Below are 26,203 nucleotides of genomic sequence, written 5' to 3'. Positions count from 1 at the left end.
GCGTAGGAAGCGTGTGCGTGTGTGACCCAATGCGACCCTCGCGGCCCGGGCGCCGGTGGGCGTCCCGCCGGGCGGTCGGCGTCCCGCCGGGCGGTGGGCGTTCAGCCGGTCCGGGCGATGCGCAGCGCCGCGGCGATCATCGGGACCTGCAGCGGGAGCCGCGCGAGCGTCACGGCCCGCCGCGCCGGGGAGCCGCGGCGGGCGCGCCAGGCCATGGTGACGTTGCCCGGCCACACGCCCACGAGGAGGGCCGCCGCGGCCCAGCCCCCGGCGCGGCGGGTGCGGGGGTGGAGCAGCAGCGCCCCGACGCCGAGCTCGGCCGCCCCGGAGCCCAGCGTCCAGGTGCGCGGCGCCCCGGGCAGCGAACGGGGGATCAGCCCGTCGAAGAGGGCGGGCCGGGCGAGATGCAGCGTGCCCGTCGTGCACAGGGCCGCCCCCATCCGCAGCGCCGGGGACGCCGCGGCACCGCCGCGGCCGCCGCGGGGCCCGCGCCGGCCGGGGGCCGCGGGGAACGGGCGCTGCCGGGGACGAGGGATCATGGGGCCAGCGTACCCACCGCGGCGTGACGGACCGCACAGTCCTTCCCGGCATAGACCGGCCTCCCGCTTTGTTGACGTGTACACCAGTAAGTGCGTGCACCCGAAAGGACATCCCATGGCTCTCGACGCCCTGCAGGACCAGCTCACCCTCGACGCCCTCGCCGCGGACCTGCTCTTCCGCGAGGCCCGCACGGCCTCCGAGTTCCTCGACGAGCCCGTGTCCGACGAGCAGCTCCGCGCGATCTTCGAGCTCGCCAGGATGGGCCCCACCGCCATGAACATCCAGCCGCTGCGCGTCACGTGGATCCGCTCCGCGGACGCCCGGGAGCGGCTGCTCCCCCACATGGCCGAGGGCAACCGGGCGAAGACCGCCGCCGCCCCCGTCGTCGCGGTGCTCGGCTACGACGTGGACTGGCACGAGCACCTGCCCGTCGTCTTCCCGCCGGCCGCCGGCAAGCAGGAGATGTTCGCCGGCAACGAGGAGCTGCGCGAGCGGATGGGCCGGGACAACGCCCACCTGCAGGCCGGGTACTTCGTGCTGGCCGTGCGGGCCGTGGGCCTCGCCGCGGGCCCCATGGGCGGGTTCGACCCCGCCGGCGTGGACGCCGAGTTCCACGCCGGGACCACCCGCCGCTCCCTGCTGGTCGTGAACATCGGCGCCCCCGCCGCCCCGCGCCACGACCGGCTGCCGCGCCTGGACTTCGACACCGCGACCAGCACCGTCTGAGGCCCTTCCGGACGGGCCCGCCCGTGCGCGGGCCCGTCCGGCCCTCCGCGCCGCCACCGCCCTCCGCGCGTCCTCCGTGGCACCTGTCGGCCCGAGGACGGATACTGGAGAGGATGACGCCCGCACTCCTGTCCCTCGGCACGGCCCTCCCGCCGCACGTGCTCGAGCAGACCGACGCCCAGGACCTCTACCAGGCCCAGCCCGGCACCGACCGGCTCAACGCCCGGCTGCTGCGCACGGTGTTCGGCGCCTCCGGGGTCGAGCGCCGGCACACGGTGCTCCCGGAGCTGGTCGAGGACGGAGCCCGCGGCGGCTCGCCGTACATCACCCCGGACGGCCGGTTCCTGGGGCCCCTGACCGGCGTCCGCAACGCCACCTACGTGGAGCGCGCCCCGGCCCTCTTCGCGGAGGCCGCGCGGGACGCCCTCGCACGGTGCCCCGGCCTCGACCCCGCGTCGATCACCGACGTGGTGACCGTCTCCTGCACCGGCTTCTTCGCCCCCGGCCCCGACTACCACCTGGTCCGGGACCTCGGCCTCGACCCGTCCGCCCGCCGCGCGCACATCGGCTTCATGGGCTGCCACGGCGGGCTGATCGGACTGCGCCAGGCCGCGTCCATCGCCACGGCGGGCCCGGACGCCGTCGTCCTGCTGGTCGCCGTGGAGCTGTGCACGCTGCACCTGCGCCCGGCCCGGGACCCGGACGCCATCCGGGGCGCCGCCCTCTTCGCCGACGGCGCGGCGGCGGCCGTGGTCAGCGCGAGGGTCCCCGAGGGCGTCACGCCGCTGCTCGAGCTCGACCGCTTCCGCACCCTCGTGATCCCGGACGGCGAGGAGGCCATGGCCTGGACCATCGGCGACGCCGGGTTCGAGATGATCCTCGGCGCCGCCGTGCCCCAGGTCCTCGAGGACAACATCCACGCCGCCCTGGAGGCCCTGCTCGACGGTCCCGAGGGCGCCGTGGACCGGGACAGCATCACCGACTGGGCCCTCCACCCGGGCGGCCGGGGCATCCTCGACAAGCTCGAGCACACCCTGGGGCTGCCGCCCGAGGCGCTGCGGGAGTCCCGGGACGTGCTCGCCACGCGGGGCAACATGAGCAGCGTGACCGTCCTGCACGTCCTGCGCCAGGTGATCGACGAGGCCCCCGCGGACGAGGTCCGCACCGTCTGCGCCCTGGCGTTCGGGCCGGGCCTGACCGTAGAGTCGGCGCTGTTCACCATCCCCGCCCGGGTCGCCGCACCGGCCGCGGAGCTCGACCCCGCCGCGGCCGTCCCGATCCGCTAGGAGGTTCCCGTGGACCACGACGTCGTCGTCGTCGGCGCCGGACTCGCAGGCCTGCAGTGCGCCCGGCTGCTCGAGCAGCACGGACTGGACGTGGCGGTCCTGGAGGCCTCGGACGGGGTCGGGGGCCGGGTCCGCACCGACGTGGTCGACGGCTTCCGCTGCGACCGCGGGTTCCAGGTGCTCAACCCCGCCTACACCGAGCTGCGGCGCAGCGTGGACGTCGCGGCGCTGAGGATCCAGAAGTTCGACGCCGCGGCCGGTGTCCGCCGCGGCGACGGGATCGACGTCCTCGCCGATCCGCGGCGCGTCCCGTCCCGGCTGGCGGACACGCTGCGCAGCCCGCTCGTGGAGCTGCGCCGGCTGCCCGCCCTGGCGGCCTGGCTCGCCACGGGTCTGGACCCCCGCACCCGGCGGCGGCAGGAGCGGGACCTCGCCTGGCACGACTCGCTCGACGCCGCCGGGGTGCGGGGCCCGCTGCGGGACCTGGTGCTCGAGCCGTTCCTGGCCGGCGTGATCCTCGAGGACGAGGGCCGCACCTCGGCCGCCTTCGTGCGCGAGCTCGTCGGCTGGTTCCTGCTCGGCACGCCGGGACTGCCGGCCGCGGGCATGGGTGCGCTGCCGGACTGGATCCACGACGGGCTCCGGACCCCCGCCGTCCTCGGGACCCGTGTGGACTCGGTGCGGCGCACCGGCGACGGGTGGGCCGTGGGCGCCGGCGACGCCGTCCGGCGGGCGCCCTCGGTGGTCGTGGCCGCCGAGGCCCCTGCCGCCGCCGGGCTCCTGGACCTGCCGGAGACCCCCATGAAGGGCGAGGCGACCTGGTGGTTCGCGGCGGAGTCCGCGCCCTCGGAGCTCGGGTGCCTCGTCCTGCCGGGCGAGACCGACGGCCCGCTGATCGACACGGCCGTGGTCAGCAACGCCGCCCCCAGCTACACCCCGGACGGCCGTGCGCTGATCCAGGCGAGCGCCCTGCTCCCGCGGGGCGCCGCGCTCCCGGCCGAGGCCGACGTCCGCCGGCAGCTGGCCGCGATCTGGTCCGCCGACACCGCCGCCTGGGACCTGCTGACCGTGCACGAGGTGCGCCGGGCGCTGCCCGAGCAGCCGCCCGGGCTCGTGGCCGACCGGCCCGTGGCCCTCGGCGACGGCCTCTACGTGTGCGGTGACCACCGCACCGACGGCTCGACCCAGGGCGCCCTGCGCTCCGGGCGCCGGGCCGCGGAGGCCCTGCTGGCCTGAGCCCGGCTCCCCGGACGGAACCGGCCGGCCGCCGGCGACATCGCCCTCAGTCCTCGTAGGTGTCGGCGAGCTGGCGGCGCTGGTGCTCCCGCCGGCTGTAGGTGGCCTCGCGGATGGCCTCGTCGCTGTCGAAGTTCGAGCCGAGGGCCCCGGCCAGGGTGCCCAGGGACGCGGCCAGCCACGCCAGGTGCCCGTAGTCCAGCACATTCACCGGATGCCCCAGCTGGGACTCGAGGTAGCCGGCCTCGATCACCGCCAGGCCCACGACGAAGAGCATCGCCCACAGGAGCACGTACATCATGGCCACGCTCAGCCACACGGTGATGACCGTGGAGGCGTTGTCCGAGCCCGCCCGCCAGGGCGCCTCGGCGTCCCGGGTGCGGTTCCAGAGGTTGTTGTGGAAGATCAGCCACCCGCTCAGCGCCGCGGTGACCACCAGACTGACCATGGCCAGCCGGACCGGGGACAGGGCGTCTGACATGTTCCAGATGGAGGCGTAGAAGATGCCGAAGGCGCCGGTGGCCGCGGCGGCGGCCACGCAGCTGGCCAGGGCCGGCAGCAGCCGTCCGGGACGGTTGCTCAGCACCATGCCGATCAGCAGCCGCAGCCGGTTCACCCACCCGGGCAGCACGAGGTACGAGGTGTCCCCGCCGTCCGCCGGGGACACGCGGCGCACCGCCGTCCGGCCCAGGGCCTCGTGCACCGCGGACGGGGACGGGCGGCGCCGGGCATCGTTGCGGATCTCGCCGACCAGGGCGGCCATCAGCCGGCAGGCCTTGCGGGAGAAGTGGTCCGCGCCCAGGCTCGGCAGCGAGACCAGTGCGGCGGCGGCCCCCGCGCTGACCTCGCACAGCATGGGGTCCCCGTCGTGGTCGCGCGGCAGGTCCGTCAGGTACACCACACAGTCCCAGCCGTGCGCCTCGCGCAGCGCGTCGGCCTTGTCCAGGATCGGGATGTCGCCCTCGGGCGTCAGGGGCAGGGTCTCACGGCTGACCTCCACCTCCCAGGACACCTCCGGGCCGGTGCGCTGGGACAGCGCGCCCGGCAGGTCCTCGGCCACCCGGTGGGCCACCTTCTCCGGCAGGCCGGGGTCGGCCAGCACTCCTACGGTCAGCGTCTGCACTCTGCCTCCTACCCCGGGGCGCACGTGCTGCCGCGGCCGCGGGAACCGCTCCGGGGAACACCTCGACGTCGTCCCACGAGCATAGTCAGCAGGAGGGTGACGACCGGGCCGGCGGACGGCCACGGCCGCCGCCGTCCGGGAGCCGGTCGCGGGCGCGGCGGGTCGCGGAGTTCAGATGTTGGAGCCGTCCGGGGGCAGGCCGGCCGGCGGCCGGGAGGACCCGCCCGCACCGGCCGCCGGCAGGTGATCCATGCCCAGGGTGTAGGCGGTCATCGACAGGGAGCCGTAGGAGTAGCCGTCGACGAGCACGTCCGTGTCCGTGGCCCCGGCGGCCCCGGCGAGCCCGGCCAGGTACAGGGAGGGGATGAAGTGGTCGGGGGTGGGCACGGCCAGGTCCCAGTCGCGGTGGGCGTCCAGGGCCGCCAGCTCGGTGGGGTCGGTGAGGATCCGCTCCTTGGCGTCCTCGTTGAAGCGCCGCGCCCAGTCGTAGCCCTCGTCGGTGCGCGTCCAGTCCATCCCGCCCAGGTTGTGCACGATGTTGCCGCTGGCGATGATCAGCACGCCCGCCTCCCGCAGCGGGGCGAGGCGGGCGCCGAGGTCCAGGTGGTAGTCCAGGGGCTTGTCGGCGTTGATGCTCATCTGCAGCACCGGGATCGTGGCGTCCGGGAAGGCGTGGGTGAGCACGGACCAGGTGCCGTGGTCGATGCCCCAGCTGTCGACGTCGGCCCCGATCCAGGTGGGGTGGACGGTGTCGCTGATCTCCTCGACCAGGCGCGGCAGCCCGGGGGCGGGGTACTGCACGTCGAAGAGCTCCTGCGGGAAGCCGTAGAAGTCGTGGATCGTGCGCGGCGCCGGAATCGCGGTGACCGCGGTGGCGTTGATGTACCAGTGCGCGCTGACCACCAGGATCGCCCGGGGCCGCGGCACCGAGGCCCCGAACGCCCGCCAGGCGGAGGTGTACCGGTTGACCTCCAGGGCGTTCATGGGGTTGCCGTGCCCGAAGAACGCCGCCGGCATCACGACGTCCGCACCAGGGTTCCGCGTGCTCATCCCGCCTCCTCGGCGCCGGCCCCGAGGGGCGCGGCCACAGTGGTCCGTTGCGGCCATCCTGCCCGGCGCCGGCGCTCCCGCCAAGCCTGCCCGGTCAGCGTCCCGTGCGGCGCCGTCTCGGGGCGAAGCCGGCCGGCTTGTCGGCGGCGTGGAAGTCGGTGATCAGCCGCGCGCACAGCTGCGGCTTCTCGACGAGCACGCCGTGGGAGGCGTGCGGGACCACGGCCAGCTCCCCGTGCGGCAGGGCGCGGTACAGGGCCACGGCGTGCTCGAGCCGCACCTCGTCGTCGTCGCCGACGAGCACGAGCACGGGAAGGCCGAGGTCCGCCAGGTCCGCGTCCGTGAAGGCCGGTTCCGCCGCGTGCATCCGCCGCAGCTTCGCCACGACCTCGCCGTAGTGCTCGCGGCCGTCCGGGGAGACCTCCGCGTAGGCGTCGGCCATGAACTCCGGCGCCTCCGCCTCCTCCGCCAGGACGCCGGGCTCCCAGCCGTCGTGGTGGTACACCCCGCCCGCGACCACGAGGTCCCGGACCAGGTCGGGCCGTCGCAGCGCCACGGTCAGGGCGACGACGGCGCCGTCGCTGAACCCCAGCAGGTGCACCGGCGTCTCGGCCGCGGCGCCGAGGAAGGCGACGGTGTCCTCGGCCATCGCCGCGTAGGAGAGCGGGCCCTCCCGGTCGGGGGTGCGTCCGTGCCCGCGCTGGTCGGGGGTGATCACCCGGTACCGGCCGGTCAGCTCCGCCACCAGTGGGCCCAGGGCGCGGGAGTCCGTGCCCCCGGGGTGCAGCAGGACGAAGTGCGGCCCGTTCCCGCGGGCGCTGGACCACAGGCCCCCGATCCGGCCGGTCGGCTCCTCGCTCATGCGGCCAGTATCGCCCCTGCCGGGGACACCGCAGCAGCACGGGCACGGGGCAGGACCGCGTGGGGCAGGACCGCGCGGGGCAGGATCGCGAGGACCTCCCCCACGCGCGTGGCCGAGCGGCCGCCTCGGCCGAGCGGCCGCCTCGGCCGCTCGGCCGCGCTCCCGCTCAGCCGCGCAGCATCTCGCCCAGCCGCCGGACCCCCTCGGTGATGTCCTCCTCCGAGGCCGCGGAGTAGGCCAGGCGCAGGCTCGTGGAGGCGCGCCCGTCCGCGTAGCAGGCCCCGCCGGGCACGAGCACCACGCCGTGCCCGATGGCCCGGCCCAGGAGGTCCCCGTGGTCGAGGGCCGGGTCGAGGTCCAGCCACGTGAAGAACCCGCCGGCCGGGCGCGTCCAGCGCACCCCCGCCGGCATGAACCGCTCGAGGGCCGCCATCATGGCGGCGCAGCGGGACCGGTAGAGCTCCACCGCCCGGTCCAGGGCGGGCCGCCAGTGCTCGCCGGCCACGTACTCCGCGGCGAGCTCCTGGCTGAGCACGGACGGGTGGATGGTCACGGCCTCGGCCGCGATCTGCAGCCGCGCCCGCACCGCCGGCGCCGCGGCGATCCAGCCCACCCGCAGCCCCGGCGAGAAGATCTTGGAGAAGCTGCCCAGGTGGATCACGGTGCCGGGGTCCAGCGAGTACAGGGACGGGAGCCGGTGGGCGCGGTCGAAGCCGAGCAGCGCGTACGGGTCGTCCTCGAGGACGAGCACGCCGCGCTCGGCGCAGACCTCCACGAGCCGGCGGCGCCGGTCCTCGGTGGTCGTCACGCCCGTGGGGTTGGAGAAGTTCGGCACGGTGTAGACGAACTTCACCCGCCGGCCGGCGGCCCGCAGCCCGTCGATCCGCTCGGCGACCGCCTCGGGGTCCAGCCCGTCGTCGTCGACGTCCACGTGCGCGACCTCGACCTCGTAGCTGCCGAACACGCCGAGGGCCCCCACGTAGGTGGGGCCCTCGGCCACGACCACGTCCCCCGGGTCGCAGAACAGCTTGGTCACGAGGTCGAGACCCGCCTGGGACCCGGTGGTGATCTGGATCGAGTCGGGCGTGGTCTCCGCGCCCTGCAGGCGCATGAGCTCGACGACCAGTCCGGGCAGGCGCTCGATCCCGGCCCCGGAGCCGTACTGCAGCACCTCGGGCCCGCGCTCGGTGAGGATCCGCGCCGCCATCGCGGCAACGACGTCGTGCGGGAGCACGCTCATGTCCGGGTTCCCGCCGGCCAGGGAGATCATCCCGGGGCGCATCGCGATCTCGAACACGGCGCGGACCGGGGAGGGCCGGAACTCGTCGGCGCGGTGGGCGAACAGCGAGGTGTGGCCGGGCCAGGGGGTCACGGCCGCGCCCCCGGTCACCGCTGCTCCCCCGAGGTCTCCTGCGCCGGGCCCTGCGCCGGCCCCGGCGCGGCGTCCCCGTAGACGTGCCCGGACAGACCGTAGGCGGGCCCGTCCGGGGCCGCGCCGGGGCCCAGCGCGAGGAGGCTGATGAGCTCGTAGGCCACGTGCGCGGCGGCCACCCCGGTGATCTCCGCGTGGTCGTAGGCCGGGGCGACCTCGACGACGTCGGCCCCGACCACGTGCGTGCCCCGCAGCCCGCGCAGGATCTCGAGCACCTCCCGGCTGGTCATGCCGCCGGCCTCCGGGGTCCCCGTGCCGGGGGCGTGGGCCGGGTCCAGGACGTCGATGTCCAGGGACACGTAGAGCGGGCGGTCGCCGACGCGCTCCCGCAGGTGCGCCACGACGGCGTCCACCCCCAGCCGCATGACGTCGGCGGAGGAGACGATGCCGAAGCCGAAGCGGGCGTCGTCGTCGAGGTCCTCGGTGCCGTAGAGCGGACCGCGGGTGCCGACGTGGCACACCGCGTCCGTGTCGAGCAGGCCCTCCTCGAACGCGCGGCGGAAGGGCGTGCCGTGGGTGTACTCGGCGCCGAAGTAGGTGTCCCACGTGTCCAGGTGGGCGTCGAAGTGCAGCAGCGCGACCTTGCCGTGGCGGGCGTGGACGGCGCGCAGCAGCGGCAGGGCGATGGTGTGGTCGCCGCCGATCGCCACGAGCCGGGTGTCCTCGCCCATGAGCTCCGCGGCCTGGGCCTCGATGGCGGCGATCGCCTCGGGGATGTCGAAGGGGTTGGCCACGATGTCCCCGGCGTCGGCGACCTGCGTCCCGGCGAACGGGGAGACGTTCTGCGCGGGGTTGTAGGGGCGCAGCAGGCGGGAGGACTCCCGGACGTGGTTGGCCCCGAACCGGGCGCCGGGCCGGTAGGAGACGCCGGCGTCGAACGGCACGCCCACCACGGCGATGTCCGTGTGCGCGACCTCGTCCGTGCGCGGCAGGCGGGCGAACGTGCCCAGTCCGGCCCAGCGCGGGGTCAGGGCGGCGTTGACGGGCCCGACGACGGGGGTGCCGTCCGGGGCGGAGCCGGTGATGCGCTCGGGATTCATGGCGTGGTGTCCTCTCGGTGGGTGGAGACGGGGATGGTGGACGGGACGGGCGGGGAGCTCAGGAGCCGAGGATCCACAGCAGCACGGCCTCCTCGGTGCCGGGGTTCTCCCACGTGTGCGGCTCGGAGCCGGGGAACGTCACGGTGTCCCCGGCCGCCAGGTCGTAGGTGCGGTCCGGGACGTGGAGGCGGAACAGGCCGCTGACCAGATGCAGCACCTCGGTCTCGCAGTCCATGCTGTACATCGCGTCCTCGCCCCGGCCGCCGGCGGCCACGCGGGCCCGGATGACCTGGACCGAGCGCTGGGCCGCCGGCGTGACGAGCTGCTCCTCGATCCCCTCGCCGCCGAGGTCGATGTGCGGGGCGTCCGCGAGCCGGACCACCTCCACGTCGGCGGGCCCGGCGAAGAGCGCCCCCACGTCGATCCGCAGCACCTGGCACATCCGCACCAGGGAGTCCACGGACGGGGAGGTGATGTCCCGCTCGACCCGGCTCACGAAGCCCTTGGTGAGACCCGCCGCGGAGGCGAGCTGGTCGATGGTCATGTGGCTGCGCCGCCGGTGGTTGCGCAGCCGCGATCCCACGGCGGCGGAGTGCCCGGAGCTCTCGATGGGCAGTGCTTTCACGACGACGCCTCTTCCTCCCGGACGGGTTCACCCGCCCGTCACGACCCGGACCCGTTCCCAAAACATGATCTGCATCATACTATGTGGGACAACTTTTGTTTCTTGCTGGACAACCCGCGGTGAGGAACTCCCCCGACCGACCCCGTGGGCGGCAGCGCCCCGAGGAAGCAGTGACATCCATGAACGTGCTGATCATCGTGCTGTACCTGGTCGCCATGGTGGCGGTCGGGCTCTGGGCCAGCCGCCGGGCGCACGACGCCGAGGACTACCGGGTGGCCGGCCGCCGCCTGGGCCCCGGCTTCTACACGGGCACCATGGCCGCCGTGGTCCTGGGCGGCGCCTCCACCGTGGGCGGGGTGGGCCTCGGCTTCACCTACGGCATCTCCGGGATGTGGCTGGTCGTGGCGATCGCCGCGGGCCTGGCCGCGCTCAGCCTGTTCTTCGCCGGCCGCATCCAGTCCCTCAGGGTCTTCACGGTCTCCCAGATGCTGCAGCTGCGCTACGGCGAGCGCGGCGGGGCCAAGGCGTCCTCGTTCGTGATGCTCGCCTACACCGTGATGCTGTCCGTGACGTCCACGTCCGCGTACGCCGCGATCTTCTCCGTCCTCTTCCCGGTCGACCGGGCCTGGGCGATCCTGCTCGGCGGCGTGGTGGTCGTGGCCTACTCCGTGCTCGGCGGGATGTGGTCGATCACGCTCACCGACATGATGCAGTTCGTGTTCATGACGATCGGGCTGTTCCTGATCCTGCTGCCGTTCTCCCTCTCCGCCGCGGGCGGCTGGTCCGGGCTCGAGGAGCGGCTCGACGCCACGTACTTCACCTGGGACGGCATGGGCACGCAGGCGATCGTCACCCAGTTCGTGGTCTACGGCTTCGGCATGCTGATCGGCCAGGACATCTGGCAGCGCGTCTTCACCGCCCGCTCGCCCCGGGTCGCCCGCTGGGGCGGGCTCGCCTCCGCCGCCTACGTGGGGCTCTACGGCGTGGCCGGGGCCGTCATCGGGATGACGGCCGCCGCGGTCGCCCCGGACCTCGCCTCCCCGGACGACGCGTTCGCCACGATGGCGCAGCAGTACGTCCCGGCCGGGCTCGGCGGGGTGGTGCTCGCCGCCGGTGTCGCCGCCATGATGTCCACGGCCTCGGGCGCGCTCATCGCCGCGGCCACGGTCGCCCGGGTGGACGTCGTGCCGACCCTGCGGTCCCTGGTCACCCGGCACGCGGCCCCCGCCCCGGAGGGCACCGCCGAGGCGCTGCGCGGTGACCGGGTCTACGTGCTCGTCTTCGGCGTGGTGATCACCGGGATCTCGATCTTCGTCTCGGACACCGTCACCGCCCTGACCATCGCCTACGACATCCTGGTGGGCGGTCTGCTCGTCGCGATCCTCGGCGGGCTCGTGTGGCGGCGGGGCACGAGCCTCGGCGCGGCCCTGTCCATGCTCGTCGGGTCCGTGGTGACCGTGGCGTCCATGGCGGTGTTCGGCGTGCTTGCCAACGCCCCCATCTACCTGGGGCTGGCGAGCTCGGCGCTCGTCTACGTGGTCGTCTCGCTGCTGTCCCGTCCCACCCACGCCGGGGTGCTGCGGCAGTGGAACGAGCGCCTCGCGGGCTCCGGTCCGGCCGGCGCCGAGCGCACGGAGGTCCGCTCGTGAGCGCCTGGTCCCGGCTCTCCGACCACCTGGACGAGAACTCCGAGGGCTACGGCCCGCTGCGGGGCACGCTGGGGGCCGGCCGGATCGGGATGATCTGGCTCGCGGCGAACCTCGTGGTGACCACGCTGCTGACGGGAACGCTGTTCGTGCCCGGGGTCTCCTGGCCCACGGCCCTGGCCATGATCGTGCTGGGCACGCTGATCGGCGGGACGGTGCTGGTGCTCGTGGGGAACATGGGCACGCGCACCGGCCTCCCCACCATGTCCCTGACCAAGGGCTCCTTCGGGCTGCGCGGCTCCTTCCTCCCGGTGGCCGCGAACGTGGTCATCCTCATGGGCTGGAGCTGGGTGCAGGCCATGCTCGCCGGCGTCACCGTGAACTTCCTGGTGGCGCAGGCGACCGGCTACTCCAACCCGGTGCTGTTCTCCGTGCTCTGCCAGACGCTGGTCGTGACCCTGGCCGTCTTCGGCCACGAGGGCATCGCCCGGGTCGAGCCGTGGCTGGCGGCGGTGATCCTGGGCATCATGGCCTGGGTCTTCGCCGTGGCGTTCACCTCCTACCCGCCGGCCGGCTTCGCCGCCCTGCCCGTGGACGCCGGGGCGGGCTGGTCCTCCATCACGGTCCTCGACGTGGTCATCGCCACGGCCGTCTCCTGGACGGTGCTCTCCGCGGAGTTCAACCGCCTCGCCCGGACGCAGGCCGCGGGCATGGTCGGCTCCGGCACGGGCTACGTCCTGTCCACGGTCGCCGCCATGAGCCTCGGGGCGACCGCGATCGGCTACGTGGTGCTCGACGGCGGGGAGGCGGTCGGCTTCGACCCGACGGTGCTCGTCGCCGCCTTCGGCGCGCCCCTGGCGGTGGTGATCTTCCTGTCGGTGATGGCCACCAACACCATGGTCGTCTACGGCATGGTCTCCTCGGTGGTGAACCTCGCGCCCTCGCGCCGGGTGCGGTTCCTGCCCACGGCGCTGGTGCTGGGAGCCGTGTCGGTCCTCGGGTCCACCTGGCTGGGCCTGCTGGACCAGTTCACCGGCTTCCTGGTGCTGATCGGCTCCCTGTTCCTGCCGGTCTTCGCGATCATGCTGGTGGACTACTACGTGGTCAAGCGCGGCGCCTACGCCGCGGACATCCTGCGGGGGCACGGCGGCCGGTACTGGTACCGGGGCGGGGTCAATCCCGCCGCCGTGCCGGTGTGGCTCGTCGGCGCGGCCACGTCCCTCGTGCTCACCTACGTGCTGCCGAGCCCGGTGGGCGCCACGATCCCCACGTTCGCCGTGTCCGCGGCGCTCTACCTGGGCTGGGCCGTGGCGGCCGGGAGGGTCGTGGCGGGCCGGCCGGTGCAGCGCCACCTCTCCGACGCGGCGGACGAGGCGCACGCGCCCGGCGCCGGGCCCGGCCGGGCCTCCGCCCTGGACGGGCCCGGCGCCCCGGACGGGGCCGCCGCCCCGGACGGGGCCGCCGCCCCGGACGGGTGCGGCAGGGCCGGCGAGGCCGGCCGGCCGGAGGAGGCCGCCGATGCTCCTCGTTGACCTGAGCCACCCTGTGGAGGCCGGCATGCAGGTCTTCCCGGGGGATCCGCCGGTGGACGGCCGGCTCGCGGCGTCCGTCCCGCAGGACGGCTTCCAGGTGGCCGAGCTGCACCTGGGCACGCACAGCGGGACGCACGTGGACGCGCCCCTGCACACCGTGGACGGCGGCTCGCCCGTGGACGAGCTCGATCTCTCCCGGCTGGTCGGACCGGCCCGCGTGGTGCACGTGCCGGACCTCCGGGAGCACGCCGTGATCGGCTGGGACGACGTCCGCGCGCAGCTGGAGGACGTCCCCGCCGGCACGATCGTGCTGTTCCGCACCGACTGGTCCCGGCACTTCGGCACGCCGCGCTACCTGCGGCACCCGGTGCTGGACGTGGGCGTCGCCGAGCGGCTGCTGTCGGCGGGCGTGCGCGTGCTCGGCGTCGACACCCTCAACCCGGACCGCACCCCGGACGCCTCCTCGACCGGCCCGCTCGAGCTGCCGGTGCACGCGGCGGTCCTGGGAGCGGGCGGGGCGATCATCGAGAACCTGACGAACCTGCACGCCGTCACCTGGCCGGATCCGCTGCTGAGCGCCCTGCCGCTGCGGCTGCGCGGCCTGGACGGCTCCCCGGTCCGGGCGGTGGCGATGCAGCTGTGAGCCCCGCACCGCCGCCCCGGGCACGGACGGCCGGGCCCCGCCCGCACCCCGGCGGGTCCCGCTCCGGCGGCCCCCTTCCCGGCACTCCCCACCCCGACGACACCGACGACACCCCGTTCCCCGAGGAGAGATCCCGCCATGTCCGCTGATGTCCCCGTCACCGCCCCGTCCCCCTACCGGTCCGTCAACCCTGCCACCGGCCAGGTGCTGGCCGAGCACCCCACGGCCACCGAGGACCAGGTCCAGGAGGCGCTGGCCGCCGCCGACGCCGCCTTCCACGACTGGCGGTCCCGGCCGATCCAGGAGCGGGCGGCCGTCGCCGCCCGGGCCGGCGAGCTGTTCGCCGAGCGGACCGAGGAGCTCGCCGCGATCATCACCGAGGAGATGGGCAAACCCCTCTCCGAGGCCCGCGAGGAGGTGCAGTTCTGTGCCGAGATCTTCGGCTACTTCGCCGAGCAGGGCCCGGAACTCGCCGCCGACCAGCCCATCACGGCCTCCGGCGGAGGCCGGGCGGTGATCCAGAAGCGCCCGGTGGGGGTGCTGCTGGGGATCATGCCGTGGAACTACCCCTACTACCAGGTGGCCCGCTTCGCGGCCCCCAACCTGGTGCTGGGCAACACGATCCTGCTCAAGCACGCCGAGTCCTGCCCCCGGGCCGCCCTGGCCCTGGAGCAGCTGCTGGCCGACGCCGGGGTGCCGGCCGGCGGATACGTCAATGTCTTCGCGAGCCACGACCAGGTCGCGGACATCATCGCCGACCCCCGGGTCCAGGGGGTGTCCCTCACGGGGTCCGAGCGGGCCGGGGCGGCCGTCGCCGAGATCGCCGGGCGGAACCTGAAGAAGGTCGTCCTCGAGCTCGGCGGCTCCGACCCCTACATCGTGCTGGACGCCGAGGACCCGGCCGAGGCCGCCCGGGCGGCCTTCGCGACCCGGATGGGCAACACCGGCCAGGCCTGCAACTCCAACAAGCGGATGATCGTCTCCGCGGACCTCTACGACGAGTTCGTCGCCGAGCTCACCCGCCAGGCCCGGGCGCTGACCCCGGGCGACCCGGCCGCCGACGCACCCGGCACCTTCGCGCCCCTGTCCTCCCGCGCCGCGGCCGAGGGCCTGGCGGCCCGGATCCAGGAGGCCGTGGACGCCGGGGCGACCCTGCACGCCGGCGGGCGGCTGCTCGAGGGCCCGGGCGCCTACCTGGAGCCGGCCGTGCTCACCGGGATCACCCCGGGCACGGCCGCCCACCACCAGGAGCTCTTCGGCCCCGTCGCGGTGGTCTACCGGGTAGCCGACGACGACGAGGCGCTGACCCTGGCCAACGACACCCCCTACGGACTCGGCGGGGCCGTCTTCAGCACGAACCCCGAGCGCGCCCGGCGGGTCGCCGAGGGCCTCGAGTGCGGCATGGCCGCCGTCAACGCCGCCGAGGCCGAGGGCGCCGGGATGCCCTTCGGCGGGGTCAAGCGCTCCGGCTACGGCCGCGAGCTCGGCCCGCTCGGCATGGACGAGTTCGTCAACAAGCGCCTGCTCTACGTCCAGGACTGACCCCCGCCCTGCTCCTTCCGTCCCGCTCCCACCACCCCTTGGAGGACCGCTCATGACCGCCCGCAGGACCACCGCCCGTGCCGTGCTGGAGACCCTCCGGGGCTACGGCGTCGACACCGTCTTCGGCATCCCCGGAACCCACTCCCTCGAGTTCTACCGCCCACTGCGGGAGCTCGGCATCCGCGCGGTCACCCCGCGGCACGAGCAGGGCGCCGCGTACGGCGCGGACGGGTGGAGCCAGGTCTCGGGGCTGCCCGGGGTCGTCATCACCACCTCCGGGCCGGGCCTGCTGAACTCGCTGTCCGGCGCGGCCACGGCCTACGCCGAGTCCCGGCCCATGATCCTGCTCTCCCCCGGCCGGCCGCTGGGCCAGGACTTCCGGGACATCGGCTCGCTGCACGAGACGAAGAACCCGTCCGCGGCCGTGGACGCGATCGTGGGCCGCAGCCGCCGGGTGACGAGCGGCTCCGAGGCCGTGACCATGGTCCACGACGCCTTCCGGGACTTCGCCCACTCCCGCCCCCGCCCGGTGCACATCGAGATCCCCCTGGACGTGCTGGAGGCGGAGCTCGACTGCACCGACCGGCAGCTGGCGCCGCGCCCGCTCGGCGCGCCGCAGCCGGCCCCGGCCGACGACGTGCGCCGCGCCGCCCAGGTGCTCCGCGGCGCCGAGCGCCCCGTGATCCTGGCCGGCGGCGGCTCGCTGGCCGCCGGCGGGCGGCTGCTCGAGCTCGCCGAGCTGCTCGAGGCGCCCGTGATCACCACGACCAACGGCAAGGGGGCGATCCCCGAGCGGCACCGCCTCTCGCTGGGCGCCGACCTGCGCCTGTCCACCGCGCACGAGTTCCTGCGCTCCGCCGACGCCCTGCTGGTCATCGGCTCGAAGGTCGGCGAGGCCGAGCTGTGGGGCGGGGACATCACGCCCCGGGGGCCGATCGTGCGCGTGGACATCATGCGCGACCAGATGCTGTGCAACCTCGACCCGGACATCGAGCTGCCCGGCCACTCCGCGGCCGTGGTCCCGCAGCTGCTCGAGGCGATCGGCCCGATCGCGCCGCGCCCCCCGCGCGACCTCACCGAGGTCTTCGCCCGGCTCGACGACGAGGGCCGCCGCACCGCGCCGGAGCTCGCGGCGCTCAACGAGACGATCATGGCCGTGGTGCCGGAGGACACGATCATCGGCGGCGACTCCTCCCAGGTCACCTATCTGGGCTCCACCACGTTCTTCCGCGCCCAGCTCCCGCACTCCCTGCTCTACATGGGGACCTACGCGACCCTCGGCTACGGCCTGCCGGCCTCGATCGGGGCGAAGCTCGCCGCCCCGCACCGCCCCGTGCTGTGCCTCGTGGGCGACGGCGCCCTGATGTTCTCGATCCAGGAGCTGATGACCGCCGTGGAGCTCGGCGTGGACCTCCCGATCGTGTGCGTGGACAACGGCGGCTACGGCGAGATCCGGCAGAACATGGCCGACCGGGACATCGACCCGCTCGCCGTGGACCTGCGGCAGCCGGACTGGCCGGCCCTCGCCGAGGCCTTCGGCGCGGTCGGCTTCGAGGCCACCCCGGAGGACCTCGCCGAGAAGGTCGTCGAGGCGCTCGCGGTGAAGGGGCCGAGCCTCGTCCACCTGCGGATCTGAGCCGGCCGGCCGGCGCGTCACGCGGCGGTCACGGCTCGCGCAGAGTGTCCTCGGAAGACCCGTGGAGCCACCGCAGAGTCGGACGTCATCCCTTGTGAGCCGAGGAAAAGCCTGCTTACGGTGAAGGAGCACGCAGCCGGATCCGGTGCCCCACCGCCGAGGCGCCGGACCGGTGACCATGGCCAACACCAGGAGGCACATCATGAGCACGCGTGAGACCCACAGCACCCGCAAGGCCGCGGCCGGTCTGCTCGCCGCCGCCGGACTTGCCCTGGCCGGATGCGGTGGCGGTGAGGAGGAGACCGGCACCGACGTCGAGGACGTGCAGGAGAGCGAGGTCCTGGAGTCCTCGCCGGCGCCGCAGGAGGGCACGACAGGGCCCGCGGACGTCGTCGCCCCCTACAACGGCGCGTACAACCGGGAGTTCAGCGACGACCGGGCCCTCTACGAGGGCCAGGAGGTGACCCTCACCGGTGAGGTCGAGGACGTCGTCTCGCCGAACGCGCTGCAGCTCACGGACCCGGACGACGTCGAGCTGGGCTCGCTGCTCGTGCTGCACGACGCCGACCTGCCGGAGCTCGAGGACGGTGCCGTGGTCGAGCTCACCGGCACGCTCCAGGCGTCCCTGGACGTGGCCGCCGCCGAGGAGGACCTCGGGGTGGACCTCGGCGACGAGCTCACCGACATGGAGGGCGAGTCCTACGTCCGGGCCACCGAGGTCACCGTGACCCAGCAGGAGGGGTGAGGCCGCGTCCCCTGCGCCGAGGGCCGTGCCCCGCCGGAGTGCTCAGCGCACCGCGGCGGGGCACTGCTCTGCCGGCCCGCCCGGAACGGGCGCACGACGGACGGCCCGGGCCGCGGCGCGGGACGGGGTGCGGGACGGGGTGCGGAAAACCGCAGGAGGAACAGGTGGAGAACGTCGCAGTGCCGGGAGCCCCCGCGACCGTAGCGTGAGGGCATGAGCACACCGCACGAAACCCGACCCCTTCCACCCGTGCCGTGGGGCAACCCCGGCACCGGTCCCGACACCGGTCCCGGGCGCCCCGCCGACGCCCCCGGCACCGGTCCCGGGGCCCCGGCCGCCGCCCACGGCCCGGCCGCCGGCTCCCGCGCCGCGGGCCCCGGCCCCCGCTTCCGGGAGTGGGGACCGTGGTCCCCCAGGACCCTCTTCTTCGGCACCACCGACCTCGTGGTGGACGCCGCGCTCGGCACGCTGTGGCTGACCGCCCTCGTGTCCCTGGTCTCCGCCGGCTTCGCCTCGCTCGCCGCCCTGGTGGGCGTGGTCCTGCTCGTGGCCGCGATCTACGCGGTCCGCGGGGTCGAGTGGGTCGAGCGCCGCCGCACGCAGGCCGCGTTCGGGCTGCACCTGCCCGCCCCGCGCCGGCGCCGCTCGTCCCGCACCGACGGCTGGCGGATCGTCCACCAGTGGTGGCTGGACGTCTCCGACGCCGCGTTCTGGACGGGCCTGCTGCACCTGCTCCTCACCACGGCCCTGGGCTGGGTGGCCGTGGCCGCCCTGGCCGGCACCGGCGCCGCCGTGGCCCTGGCCTTCGCGCCGCTGTACGCGGCGCCGAACAACCCGCTGTGGCCCTCCGACGTGGTCGGGACGTGGCCGGACTGGGCCGTGGTCCTGACCGGGATCACCCTGGCGCTCCTCGGGCTGCTCGTCGTGCTCCTCGCCGTGGCCGCGCACCGGGGCCTGTCCCGGCTGCTGCTGCGGGTGGACGAGGCGGCGGAGCTGCGCCGCCGGGCCGCCGAGGCCGCGGCCGCCCGCGAGACCGCGGTCCGCGGCGCCCGCACCGAGCGCTCCCGGATCGAGCGCGACCTGCACGACGGCGTGCAGCCCCAGCTCGTGTCCGTGGCCATGAACCTGTCGATGGCCCAGCGGCGGATCGACCACGACCCCGCCGGGGCCAAGGACCTCATCGGGGAGGCGCACGCCACCACGAAGGCCGCGATCGCCGAGCTGCGCCGCCTCGCCCGCGGCTTCCACCCGGCGGTCCTGGAGGACCGGGGCCTCGACGCCGCTCTCTCCGCCGTGGCCGCCCAGTCCCCCGTCCCGGTCGCCGTGGACGTCCGGGTGCCGCGGCTGGCGCCGGAGACCGAGGCCGCCGTGTACTTCGCGGTCTCCGAGGGCATCGCCAACCTGGTCAAGCACGCCCAGGCCGGCGCCGCGTCGGTGCGGGTGGGCCTCGAGGACGACCCCGCGGGAGGCACCCGCGTGGTCGCCCGGATCGCCGACGACGGCCGCGGCGGCGCCGTGGTGGTCCCCGGCGGCGGCCTGTCCGGGATCGCCGACCGGATCCGCTCCGCGGGCGGGCACTTCTTCCTCGACTCGCCCGCGGGCGGGCCGACCGAGCTGACCGTCGAGCTGCCGGTCGCCCTGGGGGCGGGATCCTGATGCGCATCGTCATCGCCGAGGACGCCGTCCTCCTGCGCGCGGGCCTCGTCCGCCTGCTCACCGAGGCGGGGCACGACGTGGTCGCCGACGTCGACACCGCCGAGGACCTGCTGAAGGCCGTCGAGCAGCACGAGCCGGACTTCGCCCTCGTGGACGTGCGGCTCCCGCCGACGTTCACGGACGAGGGCATCCGCGCCGCCGTCCTGGTCCGCTCCCAGCACCCGCGGATCGCGGTGCTCGTGCTCTCGCAGTACGTCGAGGAGCGCTACGCCTCGGAGCTCATCGCGTCCCGCCGGGACGGGCTGGGGTACCTGCTCAAGGACCGGGTCGCGGACGTCGACCAGTTCCTCGAGTCCGTGGAGACCGTGGGTGCGGGAGGCACCGTCCTGGACCCGGAGGTCGTCTCCCAGCTGCTCGTGCGCTCCCGGCACCGGCAGGACCTGGACCTGCTCTCCCCGCGCGAGCACGAGGTGCTCGGGCTCATGGCCCAGGGGCTCTCGAACGCCTCGGTCGCCGCGAACCTGTTCCTCACCGAGTCCTCGGTGGAGAAGCACATCCGCTCCGTGTTCACCAAGCTGGGCCTCGCCCACGAGGACGGCGGCAACCGCCGCGTCCGCGCGGTCCTGCGCTACCTCGGCTACCCGGACCTCGGGCCCGGCCACTCCGCACCAGCCCACCAGTCGAACCAGGAGTTCCGGCCATGAGCACCCATCCCGAGCACCCCTCCTCCCGCGACGCCACGTCCCCCGGTGCCGTCCCCGGCGACGTCGCCGCCCGGGACGTCGTCAGCGAGAACGAGCGCACCGCGTGGCTCGTGCCCACCGCCGTGCTCGGCGGTCTCGGCGCCCTCCTCCTGCTGGGCGCCGGCGGCGCCACCGCGGCCGCGTCCCTGTCCGTCCAGGAGCACCGGGTGGACACCACGGTGACCGAGTCCGTGGACACGGTCGTGGTCGACGGGCGGTCGGCTGTCATCGAGGTCGTGACGGCCGACGTCCCGCAGCTGCGGGTGGAGTCCGTGTACGCCGGCTTCCACCTCGAGAGCGCCCCCGAGCCGCGGGTGGAGGACGGCCGGCTGAGCATCGACTCCCTCCCCTCGGGCTCCTGGCCCGGCGCCGGCAGCGGGATGCACGTGCGGGTCACCGTCCCGGTCGAGGACGAGCCCGTGGACCTGCGGCTCTCCGGGGACGCCGGCGCGCTCGACGTCGAGGGCGACTTCGGCGACGTCCGGCTCGACACCGAGGCCGGCGTGATCGAGATGAGCGGCAGCGCCCGCACCCTGTGGGCGGCCTCGGAGGTCGGCGCCGTCGACCTCGACGGGGTCCGGGTCCGCGAGGACCTGGACGTGCACACCGAGGTCGGGGCCACCGAGGTCCGGCTCCTGGGCGAGGCCCCGCGGCGCGTGTCCGTCACGACCCGCGCGGGGGCCGTCGAGGCCTCGCTCCCGGAGTCCGACTGGTGGGTCCCCGTGGTGCCCGGGGCGGACGAGCGCGAGCCCCAGGACCTGACGGCGGCCACGGTCTGCGCCGCCGCACCCGGTGACCGGCCCTGCCTGTACGTCTCCTCGGCCGTGGGTGCGGCGGAGATCACCTACGGAGACCGGTCCTCCACCCCCGGCAGCGGGGCGCGCGAGCGATAGACTGGCCCCTGTTGTCCGGGTCGGGCGCACCGGGAGGGGGGACGGTGCGCACTTCCTCCGAGGAGCCCTGTGAACCCCCCGACCACCTCTGCCCCCGCTGAGCGCGCCGCCCGGATCCCCGCCGCGGAGCGGCCCGCGGCCGCGCAGCACTCCACCGGCCGCCGGACGACGCCCTCGTCCGGCGGCCGGTACGCGCGGCTCGTGCACCTCGCGGGACGCGACTTCCTGCCGGTCGCCTTCGTGGCCCGCCTGCCCCTGGCGATGCTCACCGTCGGGGCGCTCACGCTCGCCACCGCCGTCAGCGGCTCCTACGTCGTCGGGGGCCTGGCCTCCGGCGCCGTGGGCATCGGCTCGGCACTGGGCGGGCCCCTGATGGGCCACCTCGCCGACCGGCTGGGCCAGCGGATCGTCCTGCTGGTCTCCGCCCTCGCCCACGCCGTGGCCATCGGGCTGCTGCTGGTCACCGCCCACGCCCCCGCGGGGCCGGCCGCACCGCCCGTGCCGCTGCTCGTGGGCGCGTTCCTGCTCGTGGGCGCCACGTGCCCCCAGGTGGGTCCGCTGGCCCGGGTGCGGTGGCGCGGGCTGGTCGGCGGGAACCGGCGGGAGCTGGACACCGCGCTGTCCTACGAGTCCACCGCCGACGAGCTGACCTTCGTGCTCGGCCCGGCCCTGGTGGGCCTGCTCGCCTCCCTGGTCGCCCCCTGGTCCCCCTTCGTCCTCGCGGCGGTCCTGACGCTCACGATGGTCACGTCCTTCGCCGTGCACCCCACGCGCCTGGCGGTCCCGGCCCTCTCCCGCGAGGACCGCCGGCTGGCGGCTGCCCGTCCCGTTCCCGGCCGTGAGCGGCTCCTCGTGCTGCTCCCCGTGCTGGGCATGGTGGCCATGGGCGCGTTCTTCGGCGCCGTGCAGAACGGCCTCAACGCCTTCGGCGGCGAGCTCGGCGTGCAGAGCGCCACCGGGCTGCTCTACGCCGTGCTCGGCATCAGCTCGGCGGCCGCCGCGCTGTCCGTCGCGTGGTGGCCGGAGCGCTTCCGGCCCGCCGCCCGCTGGGTGGTCAGCTCCGCCGCCATGGCCGCCCTGAGCCTGCTGTTCCTCCTGCCGAGCGGCATCGGGACGATGCTCGTGGTGCTGCTGCTCGCGGGACTGCCCCTGGGGCCCGCCATGGTCACGATCTACACCATCGGCGGGGACGTCGCCCGCCCGGAGCGGCTGGGCACGGTCATGACGATGCTCGCGAGCGGCGTGGTCCTCGGGTCCGCCGTGGGCGCGGCGCTGGCCGGTCTCCTGGCCGAGACCGCCGGCCACCGCGGCGCGTTCGCCGCCGCGGTCGGCGCGGCCTGCGCCATGGTCCTGGTCAGCGCGGTGCTGGCCCTGCTCCGGCGCCGCTGACCCGGAGGACCCCCGGGGACGCGGCCGCCCGGGGCGCCGGAACGGCTACACCAGGGGTGAGCTGGGCCGGTGCTCCCGGTTGCCGAGACCCTCGCGGCCGTCGAGGTGGTCCACGATCTGGCGGAGCGCCTCGAGCGAGCTGACGGTCTCCGACCAGCCCGTGACCTCGCGGATCCGCGTGGTGTCCATGATGGGCACGGCCCCGGCGAGGTCGATCCAGCCCGGGTCGGTGGGCTGCAGCCGCAGCCGGTAGGTGATCGCCACGAGGGCCCTGACCAGGGCCGGCGGCACCGGCAGGATCCGCTTGGCGCCGAGCACCTGCGCCACGCCGTCGGCGCCGAGCACCGGCTCGGCCGCGATGTTGAACGCCCCGCCGGCCCGGTGCTGGATGACCCGCCAGAACGCGTCCGCGACGTCGTCGGTGTGCAGCGTCTGGAAGCGGAACTGCTCGGGGAACGGCAGCACGGGCAGGCGCAGCCGGGCGATCAGCCGCTTGGGCACGAGGGCACCGAGGAAGTAGTCCCCGATCTCGGGGGCGGCGCCGGCCTGGAACAGGAAGCCGGGCCGCAGCCTGGTCACCACCACGTCGGGGTGGGACTCCTCGAACCGGTTGAGCACCGCCTCCGTCTCCGCCTTCTGCACGTTGTAGTGCGAGGTCTCGACCCCTCCGACGGGCCAGGACTCGTCCACGGTCCGGTCCTTGGGCCCGGGGCTGTAGGCCCCGAGCGAGGAGGGGTAGACGACCTGGGGCACGCCGGCGAGCACCACGGCGTCGAGCACGTGGACGAGGCCGTCCACGTTCGTCGCGTGCATCAGGGCGAGGTCCCGGTTCGGGCGGATGAGCCACACGAGGTGGATCACGGCGTCCGCGCCGGCCAGGATCTCCGCCAGCGCCGCGGTGGACTCCTTCGCGGCGACGTCGACGGTGTGCCACTCCACGCCGTCGTAGGGCTCACCGTCCCGCTCGGGCCCCTCGCGGGAGACCCCGACGATCTGCGTGACCTCCGGCGCGGCGTGCAGCCGCCGGAGCACTGCGGTGCCCACGTTGCCCGTGGCTCCCAGGACGACGATCTTCACGGTGCTCCCCCTCCGCCGGTGCAGGACCTACTGGTCCTGGACCCGGCCGCTCTCGCCCTGCAGACGGTCGATGTGCTTGGACGCCTCGGCCTTGGTCAGGTCCGCCGGCAGCTCCTCCCCGGCCTCGCGGGCCAGGGTGTCGAGGTAGCTGCGCTGCGCGCTGGTCATCGGCTCCTCGCCGGTGGCCCACTCGTCCGGGTCGCGGTCGAGCCCGCTGCCCGGCTCGGGGCTGGAGGCGCCGAGGGTCTCCTGCTCGTCGGGGTCGGGGGCTCCGTTCGCGTTCTCAGTCATGCGCCCATGATAGTCATGTCCCTTATGGTTCGCGCCCGGGGCCCCTCCTGCCGCACGTCTGCCGCCGCCTGTCTCCCGCCGCTTGTCTCCTGCCGCGCGGAGGACGAAGTCAGTAGGCTGGGAGGCCGAGGAGATCCCCGGGACGACCACCGGCACGCCCCGGGCGGGCGCCCCGGCAGCGCCCGCCCACGCGCGGTCCCACGAGCCGCCCCACGAACGAGGAGAAGCAGATGAGCGAGCAGCCGCACACCGGCCCGGACGGCGCCGCGGGTGCCGAGGTCCGGTCCGACAAGCTCGAGGCCTACATGCTCGGGCACTACATGGGCGCCCTTTCGGGGGTGCGGCTCTTCGACGAGGCGGCCACCACGTGGGCCGGCACGCCGTACGAGGAGCGGTTCACCGCGTTCGTCGGCGAGATCAAGAACGACATCGGCCACCTCGAGGCGATGCTCGACCGCCTGGGCTCCGGCCGGCGCGGGCTGGCCAAGGGGCTCGGGACCGTCACCGGCATCGCCTCCCGGCTCAATCCGCTGAGCCGGATCCGGGAGCGGGCCGGCATCGCCGCGCACGGGGAGCTCGAGATGCTGCAGTCCCTCGTGGTCGCCAAGCGCAGCATGTGGGTCACCCTCCTGCAGCTCGCCCCCGCCGAGCCGCGCCTGGACGCCGGGGAGCTGACGAAGCTCGAGGCCGACGCCGCCGACCAGTACGACCGTCTGCGGGCCATCGCCGAGGAGACGGCACGGGACCGGTTCCTCGCCCGGAGCTGACGCCGTGACCGACAGCACCGCGCCCCGTGCCCCCGGCGGTTCTCCACCGCCCGCGGACGATGCCGCCCCCGCTCCGCCCGCGGGCGGCGACACCGCCTCCGATGCCGCCTGGGAGGCCCTGCTGGCCGGCCGGGCCCGTCCCGTGCCGCCCCCGGGGGCGGAGCTCGTCGAGCGCTACGGGCCGCTCGTGGCGCACCGCGGGCCCCTCGTGCTCGCCCAGCTGGGACAGAGCCTGGACGGGTTCATCGCCTCCCGCACCGGGCACGCCGAGTTCGTGACCGGCCCCCAGGACCGGGAGCACCTGCACCGGCTGCGCGCGCTCGTGGACGCCGTGGTCGTGGGGGTCGGCACGGTCGTCGCCGACGACTGCCGGCTGACCGTCCGCGCCGTGCCCGGCCCCCACCCCACCCGGGTGGTCCTGGACCCCTCGGCGCGGGCCCCGCTGACCGCGGCGGTGCTCACGGACGGCGCCGCGCCCACCGTGTGGGTCGTCGGGGAGCACGCGGACGTGCCCGCGCCCCCGAGCCCGCACGTCGCGGTGCTGCCCGTGCCCGCGGACGAGCACGGGCTGGCACCCCGGGCCGTGCTCGAGGCCCTGGCCGGGCGAGGCCTGCACCGGGTGCTGGTCGAGGGCGGCGGACGCACCGTCTCGAGGTTCCTCGCGGCCGGGACGCTGGACCGGCTCTACCTCACCACCGCACCCCTGCTGATCGGGGACGGCGTGCCGGGCATCCGGTTCCGCGGCGCGGACCACCTGTCCGGGGCCCTGCGCGCCCCGGTGCGCCGCTTCGTGCTCGGCGACGACCTCTGCACCGAGCTGACCTTCCGGGCCTGAGCACCGCCCCCTTCCGCCGTGCGTCCTCGACCCGGGTCGCAGCCATCCCAGGACCTCTTGACGTCCGGCTCGGTCGTCGGTATATTTCGTATTACGGAATTAGGATTCCGCATTACGAACCCGAAGGAGTTCCCATGAACGCCAGCCCGGCCTCCGCCGCCCACGCGTCCTTCTTCAGCTACACCGGCACCGACTGCGATCCGGACCTCGCCCTGCCCACGCACGCCGACACCCGCTCCGCCCCGCTGTGGGTGCTCGCGGTGTCCTCGGCCTGTGTCGGGGCCGCGATGGGTCGCCTCTCGACCCGGCGCCCGTAGCACCGCCCCGCTCACCCCCGGCACCCGCGGCAACACGTCCCGCCCCGCCCCGACCACCGCGCTCAGGAGCACCCATGACACCGCAGATCCAGACCGGCCGGCAGGCCCCCGACTTCACGCTCACCGATCACGAGGGCCGACAGGTGCGACTCTCCGACCTGCGCGACCGCCGGGTGATCGTCTACTTCTACCCGAAGGCCTTCACCCCTGGCTGCACGTCCGAGGCGTGCGACTTCCGGGACAATCTCGCGTCCCTCGAGTCCCTCGGGGTCACCGTGCTCGGCGTCTCGGGGGACGACCAGGAGACCCTGCGGCGCTTCGCCGAGGAGCACCACCTCCCCTACCGGCTGCTCTCCGACCCGGACTCGTCGACCGCCCGGGCGTGGGACGCCTGGGGTGAGAAGACCGTCAACGGGCAGACCGTGGTCGGCCCGCTCCGCTCGACCTTCGTGATCGAGCAGGACGGCACCGTGAGCTCCGCGGAGTACAACGTCCAGGCCGAGGGGCACGTGGCCGACCTCCGGCGCCGGCTGGCCGGCTGACGCACGTCCGGCAGACCCGAAGGGCTCCT

Annotated in this window: 26 protein-coding genes; 17 read left to right on the top strand and 9 right to left on the bottom strand. The window is 74.9% G+C overall.

Annotated elements, in window-relative coordinates:
• Nucleotides 1–101 precede the first annotated feature (101 nt).
• Nucleotides 102–539: a DoxX family protein gene (locus tag AVL61_RS04745; protein ID WP_331457101.1), complete on the bottom strand. Its 438-nt coding sequence runs from the start codon at nt 537–539 to the stop codon at nt 102–104.
• 115 nt (nt 540–654) lie between these two features.
• On the opposite strand from AVL61_RS04745, the gene AVL61_RS04740 reads away from it, so the two are divergent.
• The 3 genes from AVL61_RS04740 (at nt 655) to AVL61_RS04730 (ending at nt 3,788) form a co-directional block, all read left to right on the top strand.
• On the top strand, nt 655–1,266 hold the full coding sequence (locus AVL61_RS04740) for a malonic semialdehyde reductase (protein ID WP_058873167.1): 612 nt from the start codon (nt 655–657) through the stop codon (nt 1,264–1,266).
• A gap of 113 nt (nt 1,267–1,379) precedes the next feature.
• Complete coding sequence (locus tag AVL61_RS04735; RefSeq protein ID WP_058873166.1) at nt 1,380–2,552, top strand: type III polyketide synthase; 1,173 nt, start codon at nt 1,380–1,382, stop codon at nt 2,550–2,552.
• Nucleotides 2,553–2,561: 9 nt separating this feature from the next.
• Complete coding sequence (locus AVL61_RS04730) at nt 2,562–3,788, top strand: FAD-dependent oxidoreductase (protein WP_058873165.1); 1,227 nt, start codon at nt 2,562–2,564, stop codon at nt 3,786–3,788.
• A gap of 46 nt (nt 3,789–3,834) precedes the next feature.
• Here the strand turns inward: AVL61_RS04730 and AVL61_RS04725 are convergent, their stop codons facing one another.
• From AVL61_RS04725 to AVL61_RS04700, 6 genes are all read right to left on the bottom strand, one after another.
• Complete coding sequence (locus AVL61_RS04725; RefSeq protein ID WP_157571288.1) at nt 3,835–4,911, bottom strand: hypothetical protein; 1,077 nt, start codon at nt 4,909–4,911, stop codon at nt 3,835–3,837.
• A 171-nt stretch (nt 4,912–5,082) separates the two neighbouring features.
• Nucleotides 5,083–5,961, bottom strand: a complete 879-nt coding sequence (ygiD, locus tag AVL61_RS04720; protein ID WP_197412637.1) for a 4,5-DOPA-extradiol-dioxygenase — start codon at nt 5,959–5,961, stop codon at nt 5,083–5,085.
• A gap of 94 nt (nt 5,962–6,055) precedes the next feature.
• Entirely contained in the window at nt 6,056–6,823 is a 768-nt protein-coding gene (locus tag AVL61_RS04715) for an alpha/beta fold hydrolase (RefSeq protein ID WP_058873163.1), read from the bottom strand.
• A 166-nt stretch (nt 6,824–6,989) separates the two neighbouring features.
• Nucleotides 6,990–8,195, bottom strand: a complete 1,206-nt coding sequence (locus AVL61_RS04710; protein ID WP_231738274.1) for an aminotransferase-like domain-containing protein — start codon at nt 8,193–8,195, stop codon at nt 6,990–6,992.
• A 14-nt stretch (nt 8,196–8,209) separates the two neighbouring features.
• Complete coding sequence (speB, locus tag AVL61_RS04705) at nt 8,210–9,295, bottom strand: agmatinase (protein WP_058873161.1); 1,086 nt, start codon at nt 9,293–9,295, stop codon at nt 8,210–8,212.
• 58 nt (nt 9,296–9,353) lie between these two features.
• Entirely contained in the window at nt 9,354–9,920 is a 567-nt protein-coding gene (locus tag AVL61_RS04700; RefSeq protein ID WP_058873160.1) for a helix-turn-helix domain-containing protein, read from the bottom strand.
• Between the two features lie 179 nt (nt 9,921–10,099).
• Between AVL61_RS04700 and AVL61_RS04695 the strand changes: the two genes are divergently transcribed.
• The 10 genes from AVL61_RS04695 to AVL61_RS04650 all read left to right on the top strand — a co-directional run bounded on the left by AVL61_RS04695 (nt 10,100) and on the right by AVL61_RS04650 (nt 22,345).
• Nucleotides 10,100–11,569, top strand: a complete 1,470-nt coding sequence (locus AVL61_RS04695) for a sodium:solute symporter family protein (RefSeq protein ID WP_058873159.1) — start codon at nt 10,100–10,102, stop codon at nt 11,567–11,569.
• Entirely contained in the window at nt 11,566–13,098 is a 1,533-nt protein-coding gene (locus tag AVL61_RS04690) for a purine-cytosine permease family protein (RefSeq protein ID WP_058873158.1), read from the top strand. The genes AVL61_RS04695 and AVL61_RS04690 overlap by 4 nt, the downstream gene beginning before the upstream one ends.
• Nucleotides 13,085–13,741, top strand: coding sequence for a cyclase family protein (locus tag AVL61_RS04685; RefSeq protein WP_058873157.1), 657 nt, complete (start codon nt 13,085–13,087; stop codon nt 13,739–13,741). Before AVL61_RS04690 ends, AVL61_RS04685 begins: the two co-directional genes overlap by 14 nt.
• 138 nt (nt 13,742–13,879) lie before the next feature.
• Nucleotides 13,880–15,283 (top strand): NAD-dependent succinate-semialdehyde dehydrogenase, encoded by a 1,404-nt coding sequence (locus tag AVL61_RS04680; protein ID WP_058873156.1) that lies wholly within the window; start codon nt 13,880–13,882, stop codon nt 15,281–15,283.
• Between the two features lie 52 nt (nt 15,284–15,335).
• Entirely contained in the window at nt 15,336–16,919 is a 1,584-nt protein-coding gene (locus AVL61_RS04675; protein ID WP_058873155.1) for a thiamine pyrophosphate-binding protein, read from the top strand.
• A gap of 202 nt (nt 16,920–17,121) precedes the next feature.
• Nucleotides 17,122–17,664 (top strand): hypothetical protein, encoded by a 543-nt coding sequence (locus AVL61_RS04670; RefSeq protein WP_058873154.1) that lies wholly within the window; start codon nt 17,122–17,124, stop codon nt 17,662–17,664.
• Nucleotides 17,665–17,877: 213 nt separating this feature from the next.
• Nucleotides 17,878–19,320 (top strand): sensor histidine kinase, encoded by a 1,443-nt coding sequence (locus tag AVL61_RS04665; protein ID WP_269433306.1) that lies wholly within the window; start codon nt 17,878–17,880, stop codon nt 19,318–19,320.
• Entirely contained in the window at nt 19,320–20,024 is a 705-nt protein-coding gene (locus AVL61_RS04660; protein ID WP_058873152.1) for a response regulator transcription factor, read from the top strand. The genes AVL61_RS04665 and AVL61_RS04660 overlap by 1 nt, the downstream gene beginning before the upstream one ends.
• A complete protein-coding gene (locus tag AVL61_RS04655) occupies nt 20,021–20,956 on the top strand; it encodes a hypothetical protein (protein WP_058873151.1) in 936 nt (311 codons plus the stop codon). The genes AVL61_RS04660 and AVL61_RS04655 overlap by 4 nt, the downstream gene beginning before the upstream one ends.
• A gap of 69 nt (nt 20,957–21,025) precedes the next feature.
• Complete coding sequence (locus tag AVL61_RS04650) at nt 21,026–22,345, top strand: MFS transporter (RefSeq protein ID WP_082696951.1); 1,320 nt, start codon at nt 21,026–21,028, stop codon at nt 22,343–22,345.
• Between the two features lie 45 nt (nt 22,346–22,390).
• Here AVL61_RS04650 and AVL61_RS04645 read toward each other — a convergent pair whose 3' ends face one another.
• Both AVL61_RS04645 and AVL61_RS04640 read right to left on the bottom strand, forming a co-directional pair.
• Complete coding sequence (locus tag AVL61_RS04645) at nt 22,391–23,422, bottom strand: NAD-dependent epimerase/dehydratase family protein (protein ID WP_058873150.1); 1,032 nt, start codon at nt 23,420–23,422, stop codon at nt 22,391–22,393.
• Between the two features lie 27 nt (nt 23,423–23,449).
• Nucleotides 23,450–23,713 carry a DUF3072 domain-containing protein gene (locus AVL61_RS04640; protein WP_058873149.1) on the bottom strand — a complete coding sequence of 88 codons (264 nt, stop codon included), beginning with the start codon at nt 23,711–23,713 and terminating at the stop codon, nt 23,450–23,452.
• Nucleotides 23,714–23,943: 230 nt separating this feature from the next.
• Between AVL61_RS04640 and AVL61_RS04635 the strand changes: the two genes are divergently transcribed.
• The 4 genes from AVL61_RS04635 (at nt 23,944) to bcp (ending at nt 26,174) form a co-directional block, all read left to right on the top strand.
• Nucleotides 23,944–24,480 carry a hypothetical protein gene (locus AVL61_RS04635; RefSeq protein ID WP_058873148.1) on the top strand — a complete coding sequence of 179 codons (537 nt, stop codon included), beginning with the start codon at nt 23,944–23,946 and terminating at the stop codon, nt 24,478–24,480.
• Nucleotides 24,481–24,484: 4 nt separating this feature from the next.
• Nucleotides 24,485–25,315, top strand: coding sequence for a RibD family protein (locus tag AVL61_RS04630; RefSeq protein ID WP_058873147.1), 831 nt, complete (start codon nt 24,485–24,487; stop codon nt 25,313–25,315).
• Nucleotides 25,316–25,449: 134 nt separating this feature from the next.
• Nucleotides 25,450–25,632 carry a hypothetical protein gene (locus tag AVL61_RS04625; protein WP_058873146.1) on the top strand — a complete coding sequence of 61 codons (183 nt, stop codon included), beginning with the start codon at nt 25,450–25,452 and terminating at the stop codon, nt 25,630–25,632.
• Nucleotides 25,633–25,706: 74 nt separating this feature from the next.
• Nucleotides 25,707–26,174, top strand: a complete 468-nt coding sequence (bcp, locus tag AVL61_RS04620; RefSeq protein WP_058873145.1) for a thioredoxin-dependent thiol peroxidase — start codon at nt 25,707–25,709, stop codon at nt 26,172–26,174.
• Nucleotides 26,175–26,203 lie beyond the last annotated feature (29 nt).

The organism is Kocuria rosea subsp. polaris (assembly GCF_001483755.1).
Lineage (GTDB): Bacteria > Actinomycetota > Actinomycetes > Actinomycetales > Micrococcaceae > Kocuria > Kocuria cellulosilytica.
The sequence above is the reverse complement of the archived record's forward strand: the minus strand, read 5'-3'. Positions and strand labels throughout refer to the sequence as shown.